The organism is Streptomyces sp. 7N604, from assembly GCF_052245475.1.
Lineage (GTDB): Bacteria > Actinomycetota > Actinomycetes > Streptomycetales > Streptomycetaceae > Streptomyces.
In genome coordinates, this window is record NZ_JBQQBX010000058.1 from 1 (window position 1) to 17,090 (window position 17,090).

A 17,090-nucleotide genomic window follows, 5' to 3' on the forward strand; every position below is an offset into this window, starting at 1 on the left:
GCTGGTCGTCCACGGACTTGACCGGCTGCGGCTCAACCGACTCGACGCTTTCGGGCTCGGTCACGTTGTCACTGGTCATCGATGCATCTTCCATGATCAGGAGTTACACCGAACGATTTACAGTCCCCCGTCGACGCCGTCCGTAGTGACGACCTGTCCGGCATCGACGAAAGAGACTCCGGTGAAGTCCGCCATGGCCTGGTAGTGACGTGCGAGTTCAGTGGTCTTGGCCTGGGCGTCTTTGAAGACCTCCGCGAACCAGGGGTTGGGTATCTCGCCGAGCGGCGGGGGCGCCACGACGAGGACCCTGGGTGCGGGATAGCTGGTGCCGACGCCGCCCGCCGATCGGGCCACCTGGTCGACGAGCACGGACATTCCGGTGGCGATATCGAAGGGGCTGCGGCCTAAGTACGCCTTGGTGTCGTTGGTGCCGAGCATGAGGATGGCCAGGTCGAGGGGAAGATGGCTGGCCAGGGCGGAGGGGAGGTAGCGAGAGCCGTTGAGCCGGGGGTCGGTGGGGTCGTCAGCGTTGGTGGTACGCCCGCTTAAGCCTTCTTCGACGATCTCGTACACGTCTCCGAGTTCGGCTGCCATGATGCCGGTCCACCGCTGGGCAAAAGGGTAGCGGCGGGTGGGAACTGCCTCGGTCACGGGAACCCAGCCCCAGGTGAGGGAGTCTCCGAAGCACAGGAGGCGCTTGGCGTGTGACATGTGGTGGTGCTCCAATCTTTGGCGGGGGCGCTGCATGTCGGGGCGGCGCCGTCTGCGCCATATCCCATGGGTACTGCTGGACTTGAGGCGGTCTGGGGCGTCTTGACCAGGGGCCCTTCTGGATCTCACCTCCAGTTCAACCCTTGGACTTCGGTGGCACCGGCGCCCCCTCGCACAGAGCACTTCGATGCTCCCACCGCACGTACCCGAGCGGTGTCAAAACCCAGCGACATCGTTCTCCGGCAACACCGGGTGCTGTCGCCGCTGACCGACAAGTGGTGTCAGCTCTCATCGACAAAGCCAGACACCTGCAGTAGTCGATCTCACCGTCTGAGGTGAGGTGGCGGGACACCAGCTGCCACGAGGGCTCTCGCAGCGCGGCCCCGCAGCCCCACTCCGTCAGGGGCAGACATCCCGTGACGACGAGCCCGGCGCGCCGTCTTCGTGGCCGGACGGTCGGATGCGGATGCACCGGAGCCAGTGTTGCTCAGCGGCGATCGGGCTGGACGGGGAAGGGTTCGGCATCCTTGTCGTCTCCCGTCTGCTGCAGCGTCGTGATGTGCTTCGGCGCGGTCGGTTCGGGCAGTGTGCGGAACAACAACCAGCTCAGAGCGGGCATCAGGATCAGCGGGGTCAGCGCCGTGCGCAGGGACGTCGCGTCGGCGAGGCTCCCGATGAGGGGGCTGGCCAGGCCGCCAGTGCTGACGGTGAGGCCGAGGGTGATCCCGCTGGCGGTGCCGACCCGGGAGGGCAGGTAGTCCTGGCCGAGGGTTACCTGCCGCTAGAGCGGCACGTAGAGGCCGGCGGAAGCCAATGCCACGAACAGGTAGAGCGTCGGGCCGGGGACAGTCATGATCCCGGTGACTGCGACGGCCGTGGCCAGGTACGACCAGCGGGAGACGGTCACCCTGTCCCAGCGGTTGGCCAGGTTGCCGCTCAGCACGGAGCCCACCGCGCCGCCGAGATAGAGCACGAAGAGCGCTGCGATGCCTGCCGCCGTGCTGCCTTCCATGCGCTGCGTGGCGTAGAGCGAGACGAAGGTGCTCAGACCGACGAAGACGACGGACCGGCAGATCACTGTCGGCGAGAGCTTCGTGAACGACCCTCGGTCGTCGCGTCCCGTCGTCACCGCTGTGTCGGCATGGGCGCTTCTGGTGCTCTCCAGCGCCGCAGCACGGGCAGGCAGAGCACGCTGCCGGCGAGGGCTGGCACCACGAGCAGCGGTGACAGACGCAGACTGGGGCGGCCTTGGTGCGGGGCGGCCACCCGCCTGTCCCGGCGGGTGGGCTTCTTTGGCTTCGCGTTCTCGTCCTGCGGCCCGGCGTGGGCGCGGGTCAGCAGAGCTGCGGCAGCCTCCGCGATCTCGGCCTCGGTGCCCTCGGGCAAGCCCCGGGCGGCGTGGTCCCAGGCCAGCTCACCGAACGGGACCGGTGTGTGACGAAGGTGCTTCCAGGTGGCCTCGATCCACTCTCCGTCGCCGTGATGGTTGCGTACCCAGATCCGGGATATGTCGTAGGGGTCGTGGCAGGGCTTCGGCGTAGTCGTAGGACGTCCAGTTCGTGACGATCTGCCAGCTCAGCGGTCAGCCGAGAACAGTGCCTCTGCGTTCTCGTGAGGTGAGACGGGCGGCGGGGCGAGCTGCGGTGACCCGTGGCGAGGCGGCGGGTAGCAGATCCTGATCGACGCGCTGATGCGCCAGTGCGAGGATGTCGTGCTGCCCGGCCCGGTCGAGGAGTTGCCGGGCCTGCCGACGCTGGTGCAGGCCCTGGTCCAGCTGCCGGACCACCGCTCGCGCTCGGGCCGGCGCTACGGCCGGGTGAAGGTCATGTGCGTCACGCCGCTGGGGGTTGTTACGGACTCGACCTGAAAGCGTTTCTCGAGTCCTTCGAGTCCGGCCCACAGGCGCTCGCCACGGCCCAGGACGACCGGGACGACGGCGATGTGCAGGTCATCGATGAGGTCTTCGGCGAGGAACTGGCGGATCGTGGTCGGCCCGCCGCCGATCCTCACATCCAGGCCGCCTGCGGCCTCGCGCGCCTGACGGAGCGCCTCCTGCGGCGTGGCATCGATGAAGTGGAACGTGGTGCCGCCTTCCATCTCCACCGAGGGACGGGGATGGTGGGTCAGTACGAACACTGGGGTATGGAAGGGCGGGTTGGGCCCCCACCAGCCGTTCCACTCATGGTTTCCCCACGGCCCGCGTTGGGGACCGAACTTGTTGCGGCCCATGATCTCCGCCCCGATGCCGGCATCCCAGGTGCGGGCGATAGCCTCGTCGATCCCGGTGCTCCCGTCCGGCTTGCCCTGCATCTGCTGGCAGGTCCTGGTCGGGAAGAACCACTCGTGGAGTCGATGGCCGGCGTGGCCGAACGGAGCATCGAGACTCTGTCCTTCACCCGTGGCGAAGCCGTCGATGGAGACGGAGAAGTTGTGGACCCTCACACGGGACATGGCGTGGCCTCCTACCCTCGATGGACGTGATTGCGAACTGCAATCACCAGCGGGATGAGCGTAGGCTTGGTGGTGGCAGAATGCAATCACTGGAGGTGGGTATGCGAGACGAACCGCGGTCCGGGTGTGCGATCAACGCGGCAGTGGAGGCACTCGGGGACCAGTGGAGTCTCATCGTTCTGCGCGATGTGATCTTCGGTGGGCGCCGCCACTTCCGCGAGCTGCTCACTCACTCCGAGGAGGGAATCGCGTCGAACATCCTCAGCAGCCGCCTCAAGGCCCTCCTCGCCGGCGGTCTCCTCACGCAGGAGGAGACCGGGCGAGGACGACGCGCGACCTACAGCCTCACCGAGGCGGGCATCCAGACCGTCCCCATCATGGTCGCGCTCGGTTCCTGGGGAATGCGGCACCGCCCCACGACACCCGAACTGACCGTCCGCGCACGACTGCTGGAGGAGGGTGGGCCATCTCTCTGGGAAGACCTGATGGACGAACTCCGCGAGGTGCACCTGGGCACCCCCCGCCCGAGCCCCGACCGCCCGCTGGCCTCAACAGTCCTCCAGGCGGCCTACGAACGCGCCCTCGCGGAGGCGTCCTGATCGCCAAGGGGCGCCTTCCTCTTGAGGCAGAGCGAAAACCTGGCACAAATCTGGCACGACAGACAGCCGAGAACGTGACAGGCACGGCCTCCCAAGATCATGGAGTTCTCGACGCCCCATGATCCGAGTGGAAGACCGTGCCTGCCGACGCATCATCGCCGATCTCGCCCGCTCTTGACCAACTCCGCGACCACCCGCAGGTCGTACCCGGAGAAGTGCCGGGCCTGCTGGAACGGCTGGCCGAGGTGCCTGACCCGCGTGATCCGCGCGGAGTGCGGCACACTCTGGTGGTCGCGGAGTTGGTCAAGAGCGGGCGAGATCGCTGCTGGCGGTCGGCGAGTGGATCGCCGACGCTCCGCCCCAGGTGCTCCAAGCTGTTGGCGCGCGTGCCGATCCACTGTGTCCGAAGCGGCTGCTGCCTGCGGAATCGACGGTTCGCCGACTCCTGGCCCGGATCGATGGCGACGCCTTGGACCAGGCCGTGGGCCGCTGGCTTGCCGACCGCCGCCCCCACAGAGCAGACGGACTGCACGGTCTGGCCGTGGACGGCAAGAGCCTGCGCGGGGCGGCCAAGGCCAAGGGCCGGAAAATCCACCTGCTCGCCGCCCTGGACCACACTACCGGCCTGGTCCTGGCCCAGCTCGACGTGCGGGAGAAGACGAATGAGATCACCTGCTTCCAGCCTCTGCTTCAGGCCGTCGCCGACCTGGCCGATGTGGTGGTCACCAGCGACGCGATGCACACCCAGCGCGAGCACGCTACGTATCTACTGGGCCGCGGCGCCCAGTACATCGTGATCGTCAAGGGCAACCAGAAGAAGCTGCGCAAGCAGCTGAAGTCCCTGCCCTGGCAGCAGATCCCGCTCCAAGGGCGCACCCGGGGCAGCGGCCACGGACGCACCGAAATCCGCCGGATCAAGGTGGCCAGCGTGAACAACCTGCTCTTCCCCGGCGCCCGCCAAGCCGTCCAGATCAAGCGCCGCCGCACCGACCGCAAGACCGGTAAGGCCACCGTGAAGACCGTCTACGCCGTCACCAGCCTCACCGCCGACCAGGCGACACCCGCACAGCTGGCAGCACTGGTGCGCGAGCACTGGAAGGTGGAGGCCCTGCACCACGTCCGGGACACCACCTTCGCCGAGGACGCCTCACAACTGCGGACCGGCAACACGCCCCGAGCGATGGCGACCTGGCGCAACCTGGCCATCGGAGCCCTGCGGCTGACTGGCGTCACGAACATCGCGGCCAGCCTGCGTCGCAACGCCCGCGACGCGCGACGCCCGCTCACCCTCCTGGGGCTTACATGATCACGAAATGGACATCACGCGACTACGCCGAAGCCCTGCGACCTGCCACCCCGCACCATCAACATCCGCGGCTACGTCTGGGACGACATGGTCGACGCCTGGCTCGACGAAGACCTCGACGTCCTCGACGAGATCTGGGACGACATCATCAACGGCCTCGACTCCGCCTACGACGCCTACACCCACGTCACCAGCGTCGGCTTCGGCGCCTGAGAAGCTGTAGCGTCTCAGATTTCGCTGCACAGTCTCACAGCTGACTTCACATCAGCTGCATTTCGGTGAGGCACGCAGGTCAGCGAGGTGCGGCTGTTGGGCTCGGTCGGAGATATGACGTGGAGCTGAGACAGGATCCGTGTGCAGCGCTGTGAGACAAGGGGAAAATGCCCAGGTCACGGCGCTGCCACATGAAACCGAGCGCGAGATCCTACAGCTGCTGGCCGACATTGGGGCCTGAACGCCGTGCAAGCTCATGCTCTTCCAGCAGTCCAACGACCCACGGCATTCACGACCTCCCGCGGAGCGACGAACCCCCAGTGGACGCAGCGACGGCGGCCTCGTCAGTCTTCGCTCCGATGACGTCTCCGGTACATGGCTCATGGATGGCCTGACGCGGAGGTCATACCGGGAACCGGCCGTTCGGAGTGATGGATCTACCCGATGGGGTCGGATCGCGGAAGGCTGCGGCTTTGTGCGCGGCGCTTGGGCCCGGCCCTGGTGATTCTGGCGCGGCCGAGACGTTCGTCTCGGGCCGTGTCAACGGATTGGATCATCGCGATGGCCACCATCACCCCGAAGGATCACCAGGTACCGCACAAATCGACGGTTCCCGCGAACCGGGACGACTCCGTCAACCTCTTCGTACGGGAGTACGACGGCACTAAGCACACGCGCAAGGCCGTGCTCATGCTCCACGGAAGAAGCGTTCCGGCCCTTGCTGGCTTCGATCTTCAACACCGCAAGTACAGCTGGGCACAGTCGCTGGCGGACGACGGCTGCGATGTGTTCATCATGGACCTCCAGGGATCCGGGCGGTCCCCGCGTCCGAAGATGGGCGACGCGTGCAACGTCAATCCTGCCCAGCAGGAAGACAACCTGGTCCCCAACCCGCTGCCGGCCCCTTGCTCCCCGAAGTATCCCTATCAGCTGGGCAACTCGCAGAGCGACTGGGACGAGGTCGACACCGTCGTGGAGTTCATCAGGGACAGGCACGATGTGCAGAAGGTCGCGCTCATCGGCTGGTCCGCGGCTTCCTTCCTGCTCGGCCCTTATGCTCTGCAGCATCCGGAGAAGGTAGAGAGCTTGCTCCTGCTCGCTCCGATGTTCCCGCCGAAGGGCAGGGCGAGTAAGCCCGGTACGCGTTTCGACGCGCCGGTTCCGCTGCCCGTCTCCGCGCCCGCTGCCACGTTCGGCTTCCCGATGAACCTCACCACCAAGAACGGCTTCCAGAGCTTTTGGGACAGAGAGCAGCACTGCCCCAATCAGCGGGAGGACGGAATGGTCGACGTGGTATGGAAAGCGATCATGGAGAACGACGAAGTTGGGAAGGGCTGGGGACCCAAGGAAGGCCGGGCGCCGCAAGGCGTGATGCGGGTCCGGAATTCCTTCTGGTGGGGCTGGAACGCGGCCACGGTGCCGCTGGACGACACTCTCGGCAACGCGGTGCCCGTGCTCATCATGTACGGAGCGTTGGACAGCCTTGTGAACACTTCGCCGGACCTGGGCCAGCTCCACTTCTCTGTCCCCGCGCTCTACAAGACCATCCCGGGCCCGAAGAAGCTGATGTTCAGGATCGCTTGCGCAGGGCACGACATCGTGTGGGAGCGCCAGTCCAAGGTCGTGCACCGGATGTCCAAGCAGTGGTTCAAGCACACCACCGTCGAGGGCCTCACCAACGGAAGCTACGACGTGGACGAGGACGGCGCCCTCACACCCATGGAGTAGTCACGGGAAGCTCCCAGGCCCGGACCAGCGAGCTTTCGTGCACCACCCCGACCGGACCGGGGCATCCATCCCGCTTCAAGAGGCGAGGGCGCTGTGCGAGGCCAAGGCCTCGCCGACATTGTTCAGTAGAGCGCCCCCCGGCTCCCAGTGCTCGAGCGCCGTGCGGCCAGCGGCTTTGGCCATGGCCGCTGGCTGACCACTCCGACGACGCTGCGGATGCAGTCGCCGTCGGCTCGCAGCTCGTAGGCGCGGCAGGCGCCGATTCCGACGGCAACGAGGCGTTGGCAGTGAGCCGGTACCGGATGGGCCGGCATCTGTTCAGGGAACAATCGTGTCGGCCGAAGCAAAGACAAGATTCCTCCTCGCACGCCCTCGCCGACAGCGGGCCGTCTCATGCAGAGGTGGCCGCTGCGAACAAGGGCCCGCCCATCACGCCCGTGCCGAGGAACGGTCATACACCTACCGTTACGCTCCGTCAGGTCGAGGACGAGATACCACTGGACCTCGAAAACCGACAGTGGAACACCAAGTACCCCTGGCTGGCAGGCCACTGCCCGAACGCCGCCAGGGGAATAGGCCCGCCGCCTGCTCCGCTACCACCGCGGCAACCCAGTTGCCGGGGCGGTCGATGATGTGACCGGCGAGCGCCTCCAGGCGCGCGGCGATGCGCTGCGCATCGCCGCCGAGCGCGAGGGCGATGACGTACACGGCGAGTCAGCCCCCAGCCGGCGCCGGAGCATAGCGGACGCGGTCCTCCTGATCTGCGCTTTACGGGTCGCCGCCACCCACGGGTGGCGGACGTTACGGGCCGCGTACTGCTTATACAACTACGGCGCCCGCCTTGGCATCGACGTCGAAGTCCTCCAACCGGCCCCTAACATCCAACAAGGCGATCCACGGTGCTGGTTGTTGAGGGGGCCTCGGCTGGCTGATGAACCACCGTCGCCTCGCCCACGACTACGAGACCCACCCGCACCGCGCAGCAGCCATAATCCACGTTGCGATAATCGACTTCATAAGCCGACGCCTCACCCGCGAATCCCCTCTTGAACAGCGAACCAAACGCTCCAGCCAGTTCAAAGTCTTTTGCGTAGACCCGCCTCGAGTCCTGGCTCGCCCTGCCGGTGACAGCGCGCAACGCGGAGGCCTTCGCGGAACTCCCCGCCCAGCCGGATCCGCCGAGTGCCCGTGCCATGCAGCCCCAGGCGCTGCTGCGCGTTGTTAACCGAGCTTGCCGACGAAGCCGACGCCGCCGCTGACCGATCCATGCACTGACGGTCACTGCGTGGCCACCGGACCGCAACCACTGCAAGATGCAGCCTGGGGACCTCAGTGCGACCATAAGAGTGATGAAACGCATCCGTAAGGGTGATAAGCCTCCAGGGCTCCGCCTGAACTTGCAGCGATAAGGCCCTGATCGGCTCCGCACTGCCCCTCACGGCAGTCACGGCCCTTTTCTGGCTCCAATGGAGAAGCACACTGGCACACAGGAGGTTGTCGTGCCTGAAACCCCGCCCACCCCCCGTCCGCTCCTGAACAATTCCGCCAGAGAAGTCCTCAAGGGTACGTTGGTCCCGGTCGAGGTCACCCCCGCAGCAGCCGCCGCCGAGGCATCCAGCGGGGGCCTCGCCAAATACATTGCGATCCAACAGCTCGAACTGGCGCAAGGAGACACTCAGGGCGTCAGGAACCGGCTCCAAGCCGGAGGGCGCGCGCCCGGGGACGCATATGGCCCGCACGTGTCGGCCGAGACCATCGACCTGCTCGCTGCTTTCGAGGACCCGTTGGTGCCAGCGTTCCAGCCGGACATCACCGCTGTTTCCAAGGTGCCGCCGGCCGAACTTAGAGCATTCGCGAGTGAACTGGCGCAGCTGAGGTCCGAACAAATGAGACGGGCGCAGGAACGACAGTTGGAACTGGACATCGGCCAGTACGCTCAGTCGCTCAACTCGGCGATCGTCGCTCTGCGCGGGCTCGAACGTGCCTCGACACCTCCGGTGGGCATGCTCAATCTTGAGCGGATCGAGATGGTGCCCCACGGGATCGAACGTGGAGGACTGGTCTCCACGATCCCGATGGCGCCGTTCGAGGAAACAGCCGTCACACACAAGGAGTGGTCGGTCACCTCCAAGGAATTCACGAAGATCGTAACCGACTCGCTCGAGGAGGTGAGTGAGACCGGAGTCACGGACAACACCGACATCTCTCAATCGACGACGTCGCAGAGCCAGCACTCGAACCAGTTCAACGTCACCGGCACCGTCCAGGGCGGTATACCGATTATCTCGGGGTCCAGCACGGCCGGATTCACCGCACAGGACTCCACGTCCAAGTCCGCGGCGGACAGCGTCAAACATGCGCGGAGCACTACAGCGAAGGCATCGTCGCGATCGCGGCAGGAACATAAGGTCACGATTTCGACGAAGACAGAGACGGGCACGTCGGAGACGTCGACCCGAATGCTGAAGAACAACAATCCGCAACCGGTGCGCATTGACTACTTCAGTCTGATGCGGAACTGGCGGGTCAGGCTGTACCGCTACGGGCTCCGGCTCACATACGACATCGTCGTCCCTGAGCCGGGTGCCGCCATGCGCCGCGCCTACGCAGAGCTCGAAGCACTGCGCGCCCAGCAGGGCCCGTTCGACTTCCCGGTCAGGCACTCCGACATCACGACCACGCTCGTCGACGCGGACGGCAACCCGGTCCCCCCTGGAACGCCGGGCATACCGAAGTACAAATGGCTCGCAGACGGGTACGGAGCGACCGTCAAGACGTATCCGGCGGACCCAACCCCGGTACCCGCAGGTTCGCACGTTGGGACGAACGGCGGCTGGTGGTTCCTCGACCTCGAGTTCGAAGTCCCAGCCTCCACCCGCATTCGAGAGGTCCGGCTCGATGCCCATATCGGGAAGCAGGACGGGGACGAGAACAAACTGATGTTCGACGTCATCGGCACGAAGATCCGGCCGGAGTGGAACAACCAAACCGGCGCACTGGTCATTCGCGACCATCAGCTGATAGCCACCTCCGGGGCGCCGTTCTTGCAGGGCTACACCGGCAAGCAGAAGGTTACCTTCTTCTTCCACCACTCCGATCAGGTCGATGTTCAGCTCACCACCCTGTGCGAACTGGCTCCGGAGACCATCGACCAGTGGCGCAACGAGGTCTGGACCGCCCTCTTCGATGCCGCGCAGGCCAAGTACGTCGCGCGCCAGCAGGAGATCGCTTCCCAGATCCTGGCGATCGAGGAGCGCCTGACCAACGTCGACACGCTCACGCTCCGTCGCGAGGAGAACGACGAGATCATGAAGGGCGTGCTCCGCTTCATCCTCGGCGCAAACTTCGCTTTCATGCCGGACTCCGTGCTCGCCGCCTTCAAGGCTGCGGGTGTCGACATCGCGCACGGCATCGGCTTCGATGAAACGAAGCTTGGATTGAGCCAGGAACAGTGGACGCTGGTGAGGCAGCACGAGGACTTGGTCCGCTTCATCAACCAGGCGATCGAATGGGAGAACGTCGTCACCTTCCTCTACTCCTACTTCTGGGATGTCCCCCCGAGCTGGCGCTTCATCCGCGAACTTCGCCATCCGGACGCCACTCGGCAGGCGTTCCTCCGCGCGGGCAGCGCCCGTATCGTGCTGACGGTGCGCAAGGGCTGGGAAGAGGCCTGGATGCGCTTCGCCGAAGGCGGCTCAATCGGCGCGCAGATCCCGGCCCCGTATCTCTCGATCGCCAAGGAGATCGCCGCGTACGACGACCGCAACTACCCGGGGATCCCAGCGGCCAATCCGGGCACGACAGCCACGCGACTCCATGACGCCGTGTACACGACATCCACGGCCAACATTCAACCAAACACCGGCCCGGTGAAAATCAAGGTCGAAAACAGTGCCGGCTTCGTTGCAGGCCAGCGAGTCGTGCTCGACACCGAAGACGCACGACACATCCAGGAAGCGGTTCAGATCACTGACATTCCAAACGCGACAGAGATCACCGTTGACAAGGTCACGTTCGCACACATCGGCTCCACAACCCCCTTCCCGGTACTGCAACCCGGCGAGAAGGGCGCACTCATCGCCGAATGGAACGAGTACACCCCGACCTCCGGCACCGACATCGCCCTGACGTCCAACCTCTCCGACATCTCATAAAAACATTCGCCATGACGCAGCCACGCAGCCATCCCGCACCAGCGGCAGGAGTCACCCGCCCCTCCGGGTACCCGCCCGCCTCCGACGCCCAACGGCAGGCCGCGGTACCCGTGGGCGCGGCCTATGCCAGATTCCGCGTGCTCAGCGAGGACTTCTGCGATCTCTTCTTGAAACCACGCCCCGAATTGGCCGGCGTTGTCCTCTGGGACCGCATGGACAAGGACCAACGGCTCGCCAAGATCGCGATTGTCCAGGACGCCTACACAAAGCTCCCACCGCTCCCCACAGCCACCAATCCAGTCATGGCAGCCGCCGTCCGGGAGGGATTCAGCCAGGGCGCGAACGCCACCTACGAGAACGAGCGCTTCAAAACCAGGGCACTGTGGGTGGCGGCAGAACTTGCCAAGGCTGCAATCTTCGCTCTCGCGGCCGGCCCCGTCGGCGGAGGAGCAGTGGTCGTCAGAGGCATAGGTTCCGCATTCACAACGCGATTCAGCGACTGCGCCGCGCAGACCGCGTCGCGCGCTGTCCTGGAAATAACCGGAGCAGAGGTCGAAGCTGCCGCATTTGTCCGCCGATTCGGCCTACCGCGAGAAACCATCAGTAACTATGCAGCAGCGGAGGCATACGCCCGCAACTGGTTCGACCAGGTAGGGATCAAACTAGTGCCGAACCCGGGTGGTTTCCAGCCTACCGTCTATGGCGGCGTCGACGGACACTACGTCGTATTCATGCGAGGCGGAGCCACCGACGGGCACGTCGTATACGGCCGGATAACCGGAAACACCGTCCTCATCATCGACCAGCAGCTCGTCGGCCGAACATGGGACAGCGTGATGACCGCTGAGCGTGTACTGAAAATGCAGCTGGCAGCCGCCTACCGGATCGACAAGGTGGTCGTTCCCTGACCATGCCCCCAGCTCGCCGCTCTTGACCGTGAGGTGAATCCCCAGGGCCAGCACATGGCGACATCCAGCACATCACGCACCATCGCGCGGGCGTGGTCAGGTAGCCGACGAACACCTTCGTAGCGTGTGGAGATGTAGACGAGACCGGCTCGCTCACCGGTCGGCTCCGAGGACGTCCTCCACGGCCACGTGATCGGAATCGTCCAGGCCAGAGCCAACTGATCGCATCAACGGTCGGGACAGTGTCCACGCGAGCCTGCCAGGTGCGGACGACCTCGTGCAGCGGGGTGAGGCGTAGTTGTGCCAGGAGTCCTCCAACGCCTAGCCCAAGTCCCGTTTGGAAGCCAGCACCCACCAGTCCGCCCGACGGTCGGCATGGATCTGAGCCAGCAGCTGCGCGGCAGCAGCCCGGGGCCGGCGGTGGCACAGGTACGTGCTCAGGTTGTGCGCTCAGCGTGCTGCTGCCGGGGGAGAATCAAGGTGCCGCTGTGTTTCCGCGAGTCAGCTGTTGCGGATACGAGTACTTGACACGGAGTGTGAGCTTCGGCTTCCTCGTCTTCTCTGCGGAGAGCGTGAGGAGGAGGGCGAAGAAGTCGTCACCTTCGGACGTTTTTCCGATCTCGACGCATCCGTGGCTGTACCCCTTGCGTGAGTTGTGCAGGTAGAAGCCGCTGCGGCCGTGCATATTGCCGCGGACCGGTGTGAGCCGGACACGGAACGTCCCCCACTCCGGCCGTACGGGTCCGTTGCCGCCGATAGGGAGGAACTCGATTCCGTCTTCTGTATTGTCGATGGCCTTATCGCCCCGCAGGTTGGCTGCCTGGACGGAGTTCTGACGCGGATTGACGTGCGTGAAGAAGGTGTACAGGCCCTCGGGTACAGGCCCGTGATCCTTACTCGACTGCTGAAGGCCGATCTGGTGTCCGGGGAGCCCGGAGGTCGCGGGAAACAGCAGTGGACCGGCCGCCTTGACCGTCTTAGGGGTCGAGCTGTGCCAGTGCAGGAACTTGCCGGAGTAGGTGAGGTCCGCCTCCCCGCCATCGACCTGCCGTACATCGACCTGCAGCTCGCCGAGCGTTTTCAGGTCGCCTGTGCGAGGTACCTCAACGGCTCTGAGCTTGCCGGTGCCCGGAGCCCGTCCCGTCAGTTCCAGCACGCGGTAGGAATTCTGTGGAGCGTGGGTGGGGGCCTTCTCGTCGGCGAACACCACGACGGGCTCCTGGCGGAAGAACACGGCATGCACATTGTCGTCGGGGCCGACCCCCTTCCACAGGATCGGCTGTGCTTCTTCGCCTACGTGCAGGGCGAGCCGAGTAAGGTGTTGTGTCTGGCTTGCCTGAAAGCAGAAGTAGCTCACACCAGGACCTGCCCTCTGCAGCCCGTGATAATTGGGTGCGCACGGACCACGCTAAGTCGACAGATGTGAATGGTGGCCCAAGCAGGACGCGGGCCTCCTCCATCTGGGGCATTGGAGTACTGCAGTCGGAGGGCAATAGCACAGTTTCCGTTCCAGCCCCAGCCTCGCTGACCCGAACGGCCGGTGGGGAGTGTGAGGTTCGGCTGTGATGTCACTGGGGTGTTCGGCTTTGTGTGTCACTGAGGGTTTCTCATCTTGAGTGTCAGGCGATCTCGATGGCGTGAACGGCGGCGACGGTCGGCCCGATTCTGCTCGTGCTGCAGCGCGCCTTCCGGAAGATCCGCCACTGCTTCAGGCGGGCGAAGGCTCGCTCGCCCGGTGCCCGCAGACGGGCGTGGTCACGGTTGAACTGGGCGTACTTCTCGGCAAGGTCTCGGCCGTAGTACGGGGTGCGGACGGTGGCCCCGGCTCCGCGATACACCCGGTCCGCCAGGACGAGACCCTGATGGGACAGGCAGGCTTGGATCACACCGTGCGCGCGGGCCGCGGTCAGATCATGCGTGCGGCCGGGCAGGGCCCGCGAGAACCACAGCGGCCTGCCTCCGGGGCGGCCACGACTTGCACGTTCATCCCATGACGGCGGTGCTTCATGGAGTAGTACGGCTCGTCCGCCGCCACGCGGTCAGTTGCGATCAGAGTCCCGTCGAGGATGACGAACCCCTCCGGCGGCAGCTCGCGCAGAGCCTCGTGCAGGCTAGGGGCGTGTTCGGCGAGGACCTCGACGGTCTCGGTCACGTACCGGCCGGCTGTGGCGGTGGAGACACCGAATCCGGCCGCCACCGGGCGAGCGTCTCGTCCTTGCGCAGGTGCACCAGGACGAGCAGGGCCTGCCGGAAGCAGCCAGCTTGCGCCAGCGGGAGTTGTTTCCACACCTTCAGGCGTAGATGAGCCACGAGACATGCTCCACGACCTCGTGCGGGACATCGAGCATGGCACGATACGGGACCAACAGGGCTCCTGCGTCGGGACGTTGGCGAGTGAGATCACCAGCGCAACGACCAGGAGCCCTGCTGCGTCACGGACCTCGACCGCCAGCCGCCATCACCCGCGAACCACAGGATGAGAAGCGTTCACTGATGTGATAGGTGCATTCGTTGAGGGGCCGGCGGGGTCGGGTGGGCTGGGCCGTATGACGGTTCAGGGGGGTTCGGCGGGTGAGGCCGAGGCGGGATCGGCTCCTGTTGTGCCGGCCGGGGGCCCGCCGTTGGCACGGGGTGTGGTGGTACGGCGGCTTCTTGCAGTGGACAAGGAGGGGACGCTGTCGCGGTTGCATGTGTGGATCGCGGCTGAGTTGGCGGGGGTGTAGGAGCGGACGGTGTGGCGGTGGCTGGTCGTCGGGGCCATGTCGAGGCGCGGCCGCGGCAGGACGGGTTTTCGCTGAGAGTGACGCCCCCGTGGGAGGTCCTTGCGGAGGCGGGCGGGAACGTCGCGGAGTTGCGCCGCAGGACCGCCCGCCGGCTGGAGTGCGCGGGGGCGGCACGACGCTCGCGGAGCCGTCGTCGGCCTGCCGGTCCAGGGGATCGGTGTGCTGTGGTGGATCGGCGTGGAACCCGAAGCCCGGGGGCGCGGACTGGTACGGGCGATGCTCGGCTCCGCGCTCGATCTCCTCGCCGGGCTCGGAGCCTGCGAGGCGATCCTCTACGTGGACGATGACGCACCGTCTGGCGATGACCGTGATCGCACCGCCGCCAACGGCCTCTACGATTCGGTCGGACTCCAAGAGGTTGATCACCTGCACGCCTACACAATTTGACGATCTCACAGCTGACTTCACATCAGCTGCATTTCGGTGAGACACGCAGGTCAGCGAGGTGCGGCTGTTGGGCTCGGTCGGAGATATGACGTGGAGCTGAGACAGGATCCGTGTGCAGCGCTGTGAGACAAGGGAAAATACCCAGGTCACGGCGCTGCCACATGAAACCGAGCGCGAGATCCTACACACCGCAGAAGGAAGGCAGGAAGCGTGTCCTTCAGCACCAACGAGGCCGTGGCGGTCACGAACCCGTCGCCGGAGCGGAACCTGACCCTGATCATCGGGGTCCCGCCCGAGACGCCCGTGGACAAGACCGTGGACATCACCCCGTGGATCGGGACGGACGAAGTGGTGGGCCACCGTGTCCTTCCGATCGGAGTAAGGAGACGAGCGGGGAGGGCACCAAGGGATCCTGCAGCTTGCCGCTCCCCTGGGAGATGCCGCCGCCGAGCAGCTGGTGCGCCGCTCGGCCTCGTACGCGAACCTCGCCTCGGCCTTGGCCGTCTCGGTGTCGGGCCAACAGCGCCAGGGCGGAGCGGCGGAATTCGGCGGCCGCGGTCTCCGGCGTGAGCCGGGCCAGCAGCGGGGAGGCTCCTGGGTCGCGCCCTGGAGAGCGGGCCTCGGCATAGGCCCGGCATCGGCCTGCGGCCGGGTTGCGCGACCACCGCGCCAACGCCAAACGGGCCGGCGACATCGGCCAACGCCGCAGCTGCCGTCAACGTCGTTTCGCCACGTAGGTGAGTCCGGCAGCCGAGCAACGCGAAGGAGATCGGCCACTCTCGGCCCGGTCACGAGGCGTTCTACGCGCGTCCTGCATGGATGTTCGTAATGCGGCACCGGACCTGTCAGGCTGGGAGCGCACGTCAGTGGTCCTGACGAACCGCCTGCCGCGGCTGGGCGTGATCATCAGCGCGCACATGCTGTGGTTGCCCACATCGATGAGCGCGGTCATCTCCGTGGCGGTGGGCCGGCCGTCGTCGCCGCGGGCCAGGATCCGCAGCGGTGTGGTGTCGGCCTGGGTCACCTGTCCCGGCCGCAGCACAGGCTCGCGCCCGCCGTGGGGGAGGGGCGGGGTGGAGGCCAGGGTGGCCCGGGCCCGCGTCGGCTCGGCCAGGGCATCGGCCAGGCCGGACTCCTTCATCCGCAGGTAGAAGGTGGAACGTGAAGGCAGCAGGGCCGCCGCGGCAGTCGGGTCGTCGAACTCGTCGCCGTACCGCGAGTGCAGCAGGTCCTCGACCTCCTCGCGGACCACGTCGATGGTCACGTCCGACTCGTGTGCACGCCGGGCCACCACCTCCTGCATGGCGGCCAGGCATCGCGGATCGGTGAAGCCTCCCGGCCGTTTGTCCCGCGTTCCGGGCAGCAGGACGACCGGGTTCTCCCCGGCCGCTTTCCACTTGCGCCGCTTGTCGGCGAGGGTGTGGGCGGAGCAGCGGATGCCGTCGGCGGCCAGTCGCGCCGACATCGCGGCGCACCGCTGGGTCAGCGTCTTCCCCGGCCCGAATCCCCGCGCATGCTCGCTTCGGCCCGGCGCCAGACCGGTGTCGATCTCCACCATGCGCGCCTGCCACAGCGCGGCCTCCTCCTCCCGTCCCTCCTGCCGCCCCCACTCGCCAAGTGCCGCGCCGTCCGCAGCCGGCGCCGCACCGCCGCGGAGGACAGCGAAGTCCTCCGCGCCCACCAGCCACCGGTACGACACCGCCCGGGGCGCCTCCTCCCCGCCGTCCTGCGGCACCAGCGTGACCTGCGGCCCCTGCCACGCCACCACCTCCCACTCGCGCTCCTGCCAGCGCACCCGCGCCCCGATGGACAGCGACCCCGCAAGTCGGCCCTCACCTGTTCCCGCCATG

At 66.2% G+C, this 17,090-nt stretch carries 12 protein-coding genes and 2 pseudogenes; 7 read left to right on the plus strand and 7 right to left on the minus strand.

Translation table 11 applies throughout. From position 1 onward, the window contains the following. Positions 1 to 117 precede the first annotated feature (117 nt). From ACTWP8_RS36475 to ACTWP8_RS36485, 3 genes and pseudogenes are all read right to left on the minus strand, one after another. Positions 118 to 711 carry an SGNH/GDSL hydrolase family protein gene (locus tag ACTWP8_RS36475; protein ID WP_443326361.1) on the minus strand — a complete coding sequence of 198 codons (594 nt, stop codon included), beginning with the start codon at positions 709 to 711 and terminating at the stop codon, positions 118 to 120. A 487-nt stretch (positions 712 to 1,198) separates the two neighbouring features. Further along, a pseudogene (locus tag ACTWP8_RS36480) lies at positions 1,199 to 1,947 on the minus strand (MFS transporter); the annotation flags it as partial. Positions 1,948 to 2,517: 570 nt separating this feature from the next. Then, the gene (locus ACTWP8_RS36485; RefSeq protein WP_443326362.1) at positions 2,518 to 3,162 is read right to left on the minus strand and encodes a dihydrofolate reductase family protein; all 645 of its coding nucleotides are present in this window, start codon (positions 3,160 to 3,162) and stop codon (positions 2,518 to 2,520) included. Positions 3,163 to 3,263: 101 nt separating this feature from the next. On the opposite strand from ACTWP8_RS36485, the gene ACTWP8_RS36490 reads away from it, so the two are divergent. Further along, entirely contained in the window at positions 3,264 to 3,761 is a 498-nt protein-coding gene (locus tag ACTWP8_RS36490) for a winged helix-turn-helix transcriptional regulator (RefSeq protein ID WP_443326363.1), read from the plus strand. Positions 3,762 to 3,913: 152 nt separating this feature from the next. Here the strand turns inward: ACTWP8_RS36490 and ACTWP8_RS36495 are convergent, their stop codons facing one another. Further along, a complete protein-coding gene (locus tag ACTWP8_RS36495; RefSeq protein ID WP_443326364.1) occupies positions 3,914 to 4,042 on the minus strand; it encodes a hypothetical protein in 129 nt (42 codons plus the stop codon). Positions 4,043 to 4,125: 83 nt separating this feature from the next. Between ACTWP8_RS36495 and ACTWP8_RS36500 the strand changes: the two genes are divergently transcribed. The 5 genes from ACTWP8_RS36500 (at position 4,126) to ACTWP8_RS36520 (ending at position 12,070) form a co-directional block, all read left to right on the plus strand. Beyond that, complete coding sequence (locus ACTWP8_RS36500) at positions 4,126 to 5,067, plus strand: ISAs1 family transposase (protein ID WP_443326365.1); 942 nt, start codon at positions 4,126 to 4,128, stop codon at positions 5,065 to 5,067. An 87-nt stretch (positions 5,068 to 5,154) separates the two neighbouring features. Continuing rightward, entirely contained in the window at positions 5,155 to 5,280 is a 126-nt protein-coding gene (locus ACTWP8_RS36505) for a hypothetical protein (protein WP_443326366.1), read from the plus strand. Positions 5,281 to 5,841: 561 nt separating this feature from the next. Further along, entirely contained in the window at positions 5,842 to 7,008 is a 1,167-nt protein-coding gene (locus ACTWP8_RS36510) for an alpha/beta fold hydrolase (protein ID WP_443326367.1), read from the plus strand. Positions 7,009 to 8,507: 1,499 nt separating this feature from the next. After that, positions 8,508 to 11,162 (plus strand): hypothetical protein, encoded by a 2,655-nt coding sequence (locus tag ACTWP8_RS36515; protein WP_443326368.1) that lies wholly within the window; start codon positions 8,508 to 8,510, stop codon positions 11,160 to 11,162. Positions 11,163 to 11,299: 137 nt separating this feature from the next. Then, positions 11,300 to 12,070 (plus strand): hypothetical protein, encoded by a 771-nt coding sequence (locus ACTWP8_RS36520; RefSeq protein ID WP_443326369.1) that lies wholly within the window; start codon positions 11,300 to 11,302, stop codon positions 12,068 to 12,070. 475 nt (positions 12,071 to 12,545) lie between these two features. Here ACTWP8_RS36520 and ACTWP8_RS36525 read toward each other — a convergent pair whose 3' ends face one another. Together ACTWP8_RS36525 and ACTWP8_RS36530 are read right to left on the minus strand one after the other, a co-directional pair. Beyond that, on the minus strand, positions 12,546 to 13,427 hold the full coding sequence (locus ACTWP8_RS36525; RefSeq protein ID WP_443326370.1) for a hypothetical protein: 882 nt from the start codon (positions 13,425 to 13,427) through the stop codon (positions 12,546 to 12,548). 262 nt (positions 13,428 to 13,689) lie between these two features. Further along, a pseudogene (locus ACTWP8_RS36530) lies at positions 13,690 to 14,418 on the minus strand (transposase family protein). Positions 14,419 to 15,012: 594 nt separating this feature from the next. Here ACTWP8_RS36530 and ACTWP8_RS36535 point away from each other — a divergent pair. Continuing rightward, on the plus strand, positions 15,013 to 15,240 hold the full coding sequence (locus ACTWP8_RS36535) for a GNAT family N-acetyltransferase (protein ID WP_443326371.1): 228 nt from the start codon (positions 15,013 to 15,015) through the stop codon (positions 15,238 to 15,240). A 715-nt stretch (positions 15,241 to 15,955) separates the two neighbouring features. Here the strand turns inward: ACTWP8_RS36535 and ACTWP8_RS36540 are convergent. Next, a complete protein-coding gene (locus ACTWP8_RS36540; RefSeq protein WP_443326372.1) occupies positions 15,956 to 17,089 on the minus strand; it encodes a hypothetical protein in 1,134 nt (377 codons plus the stop codon). Position 17,090: the final 1 nt, after the last annotated feature.

What these genes read in the sequence shown, in the direction of transcription:
- ACTWP8_RS36490 (WP_443326363.1), top strand. Translation starts at nt 3,264, where the DNA reads ATGCGAGACGAACCGCGGTCCGGGTGTGCGATCAACGCGGCAGTGGAG.
- ACTWP8_RS36540 (WP_443326372.1), bottom strand. Translation starts at nt 17,089, where the DNA reads ATGGCGGGAACAGGTGAGGGCCGACTTGCGGGGTCGCTGTCCATCGGG.
- ACTWP8_RS36505 (WP_443326366.1), top strand. Translation starts at nt 5,155, where the DNA reads ATGGTCGACGCCTGGCTCGACGAAGACCTCGACGTCCTCGACGAGATC.
- ACTWP8_RS36475 (WP_443326361.1), bottom strand. Translation starts at nt 711, where the DNA reads ATGTCACACGCCAAGCGCCTCCTGTGCTTCGGAGACTCCCTCACCTGG.
- ACTWP8_RS36510 (WP_443326367.1), top strand. Translation starts at nt 5,842, where the DNA reads ATGGCCACCATCACCCCGAAGGATCACCAGGTACCGCACAAATCGACG.
- ACTWP8_RS36485 (WP_443326362.1), bottom strand. Translation starts at nt 3,162, where the DNA reads ATGTCCCGTGTGAGGGTCCACAACTTCTCCGTCTCCATCGACGGCTTC.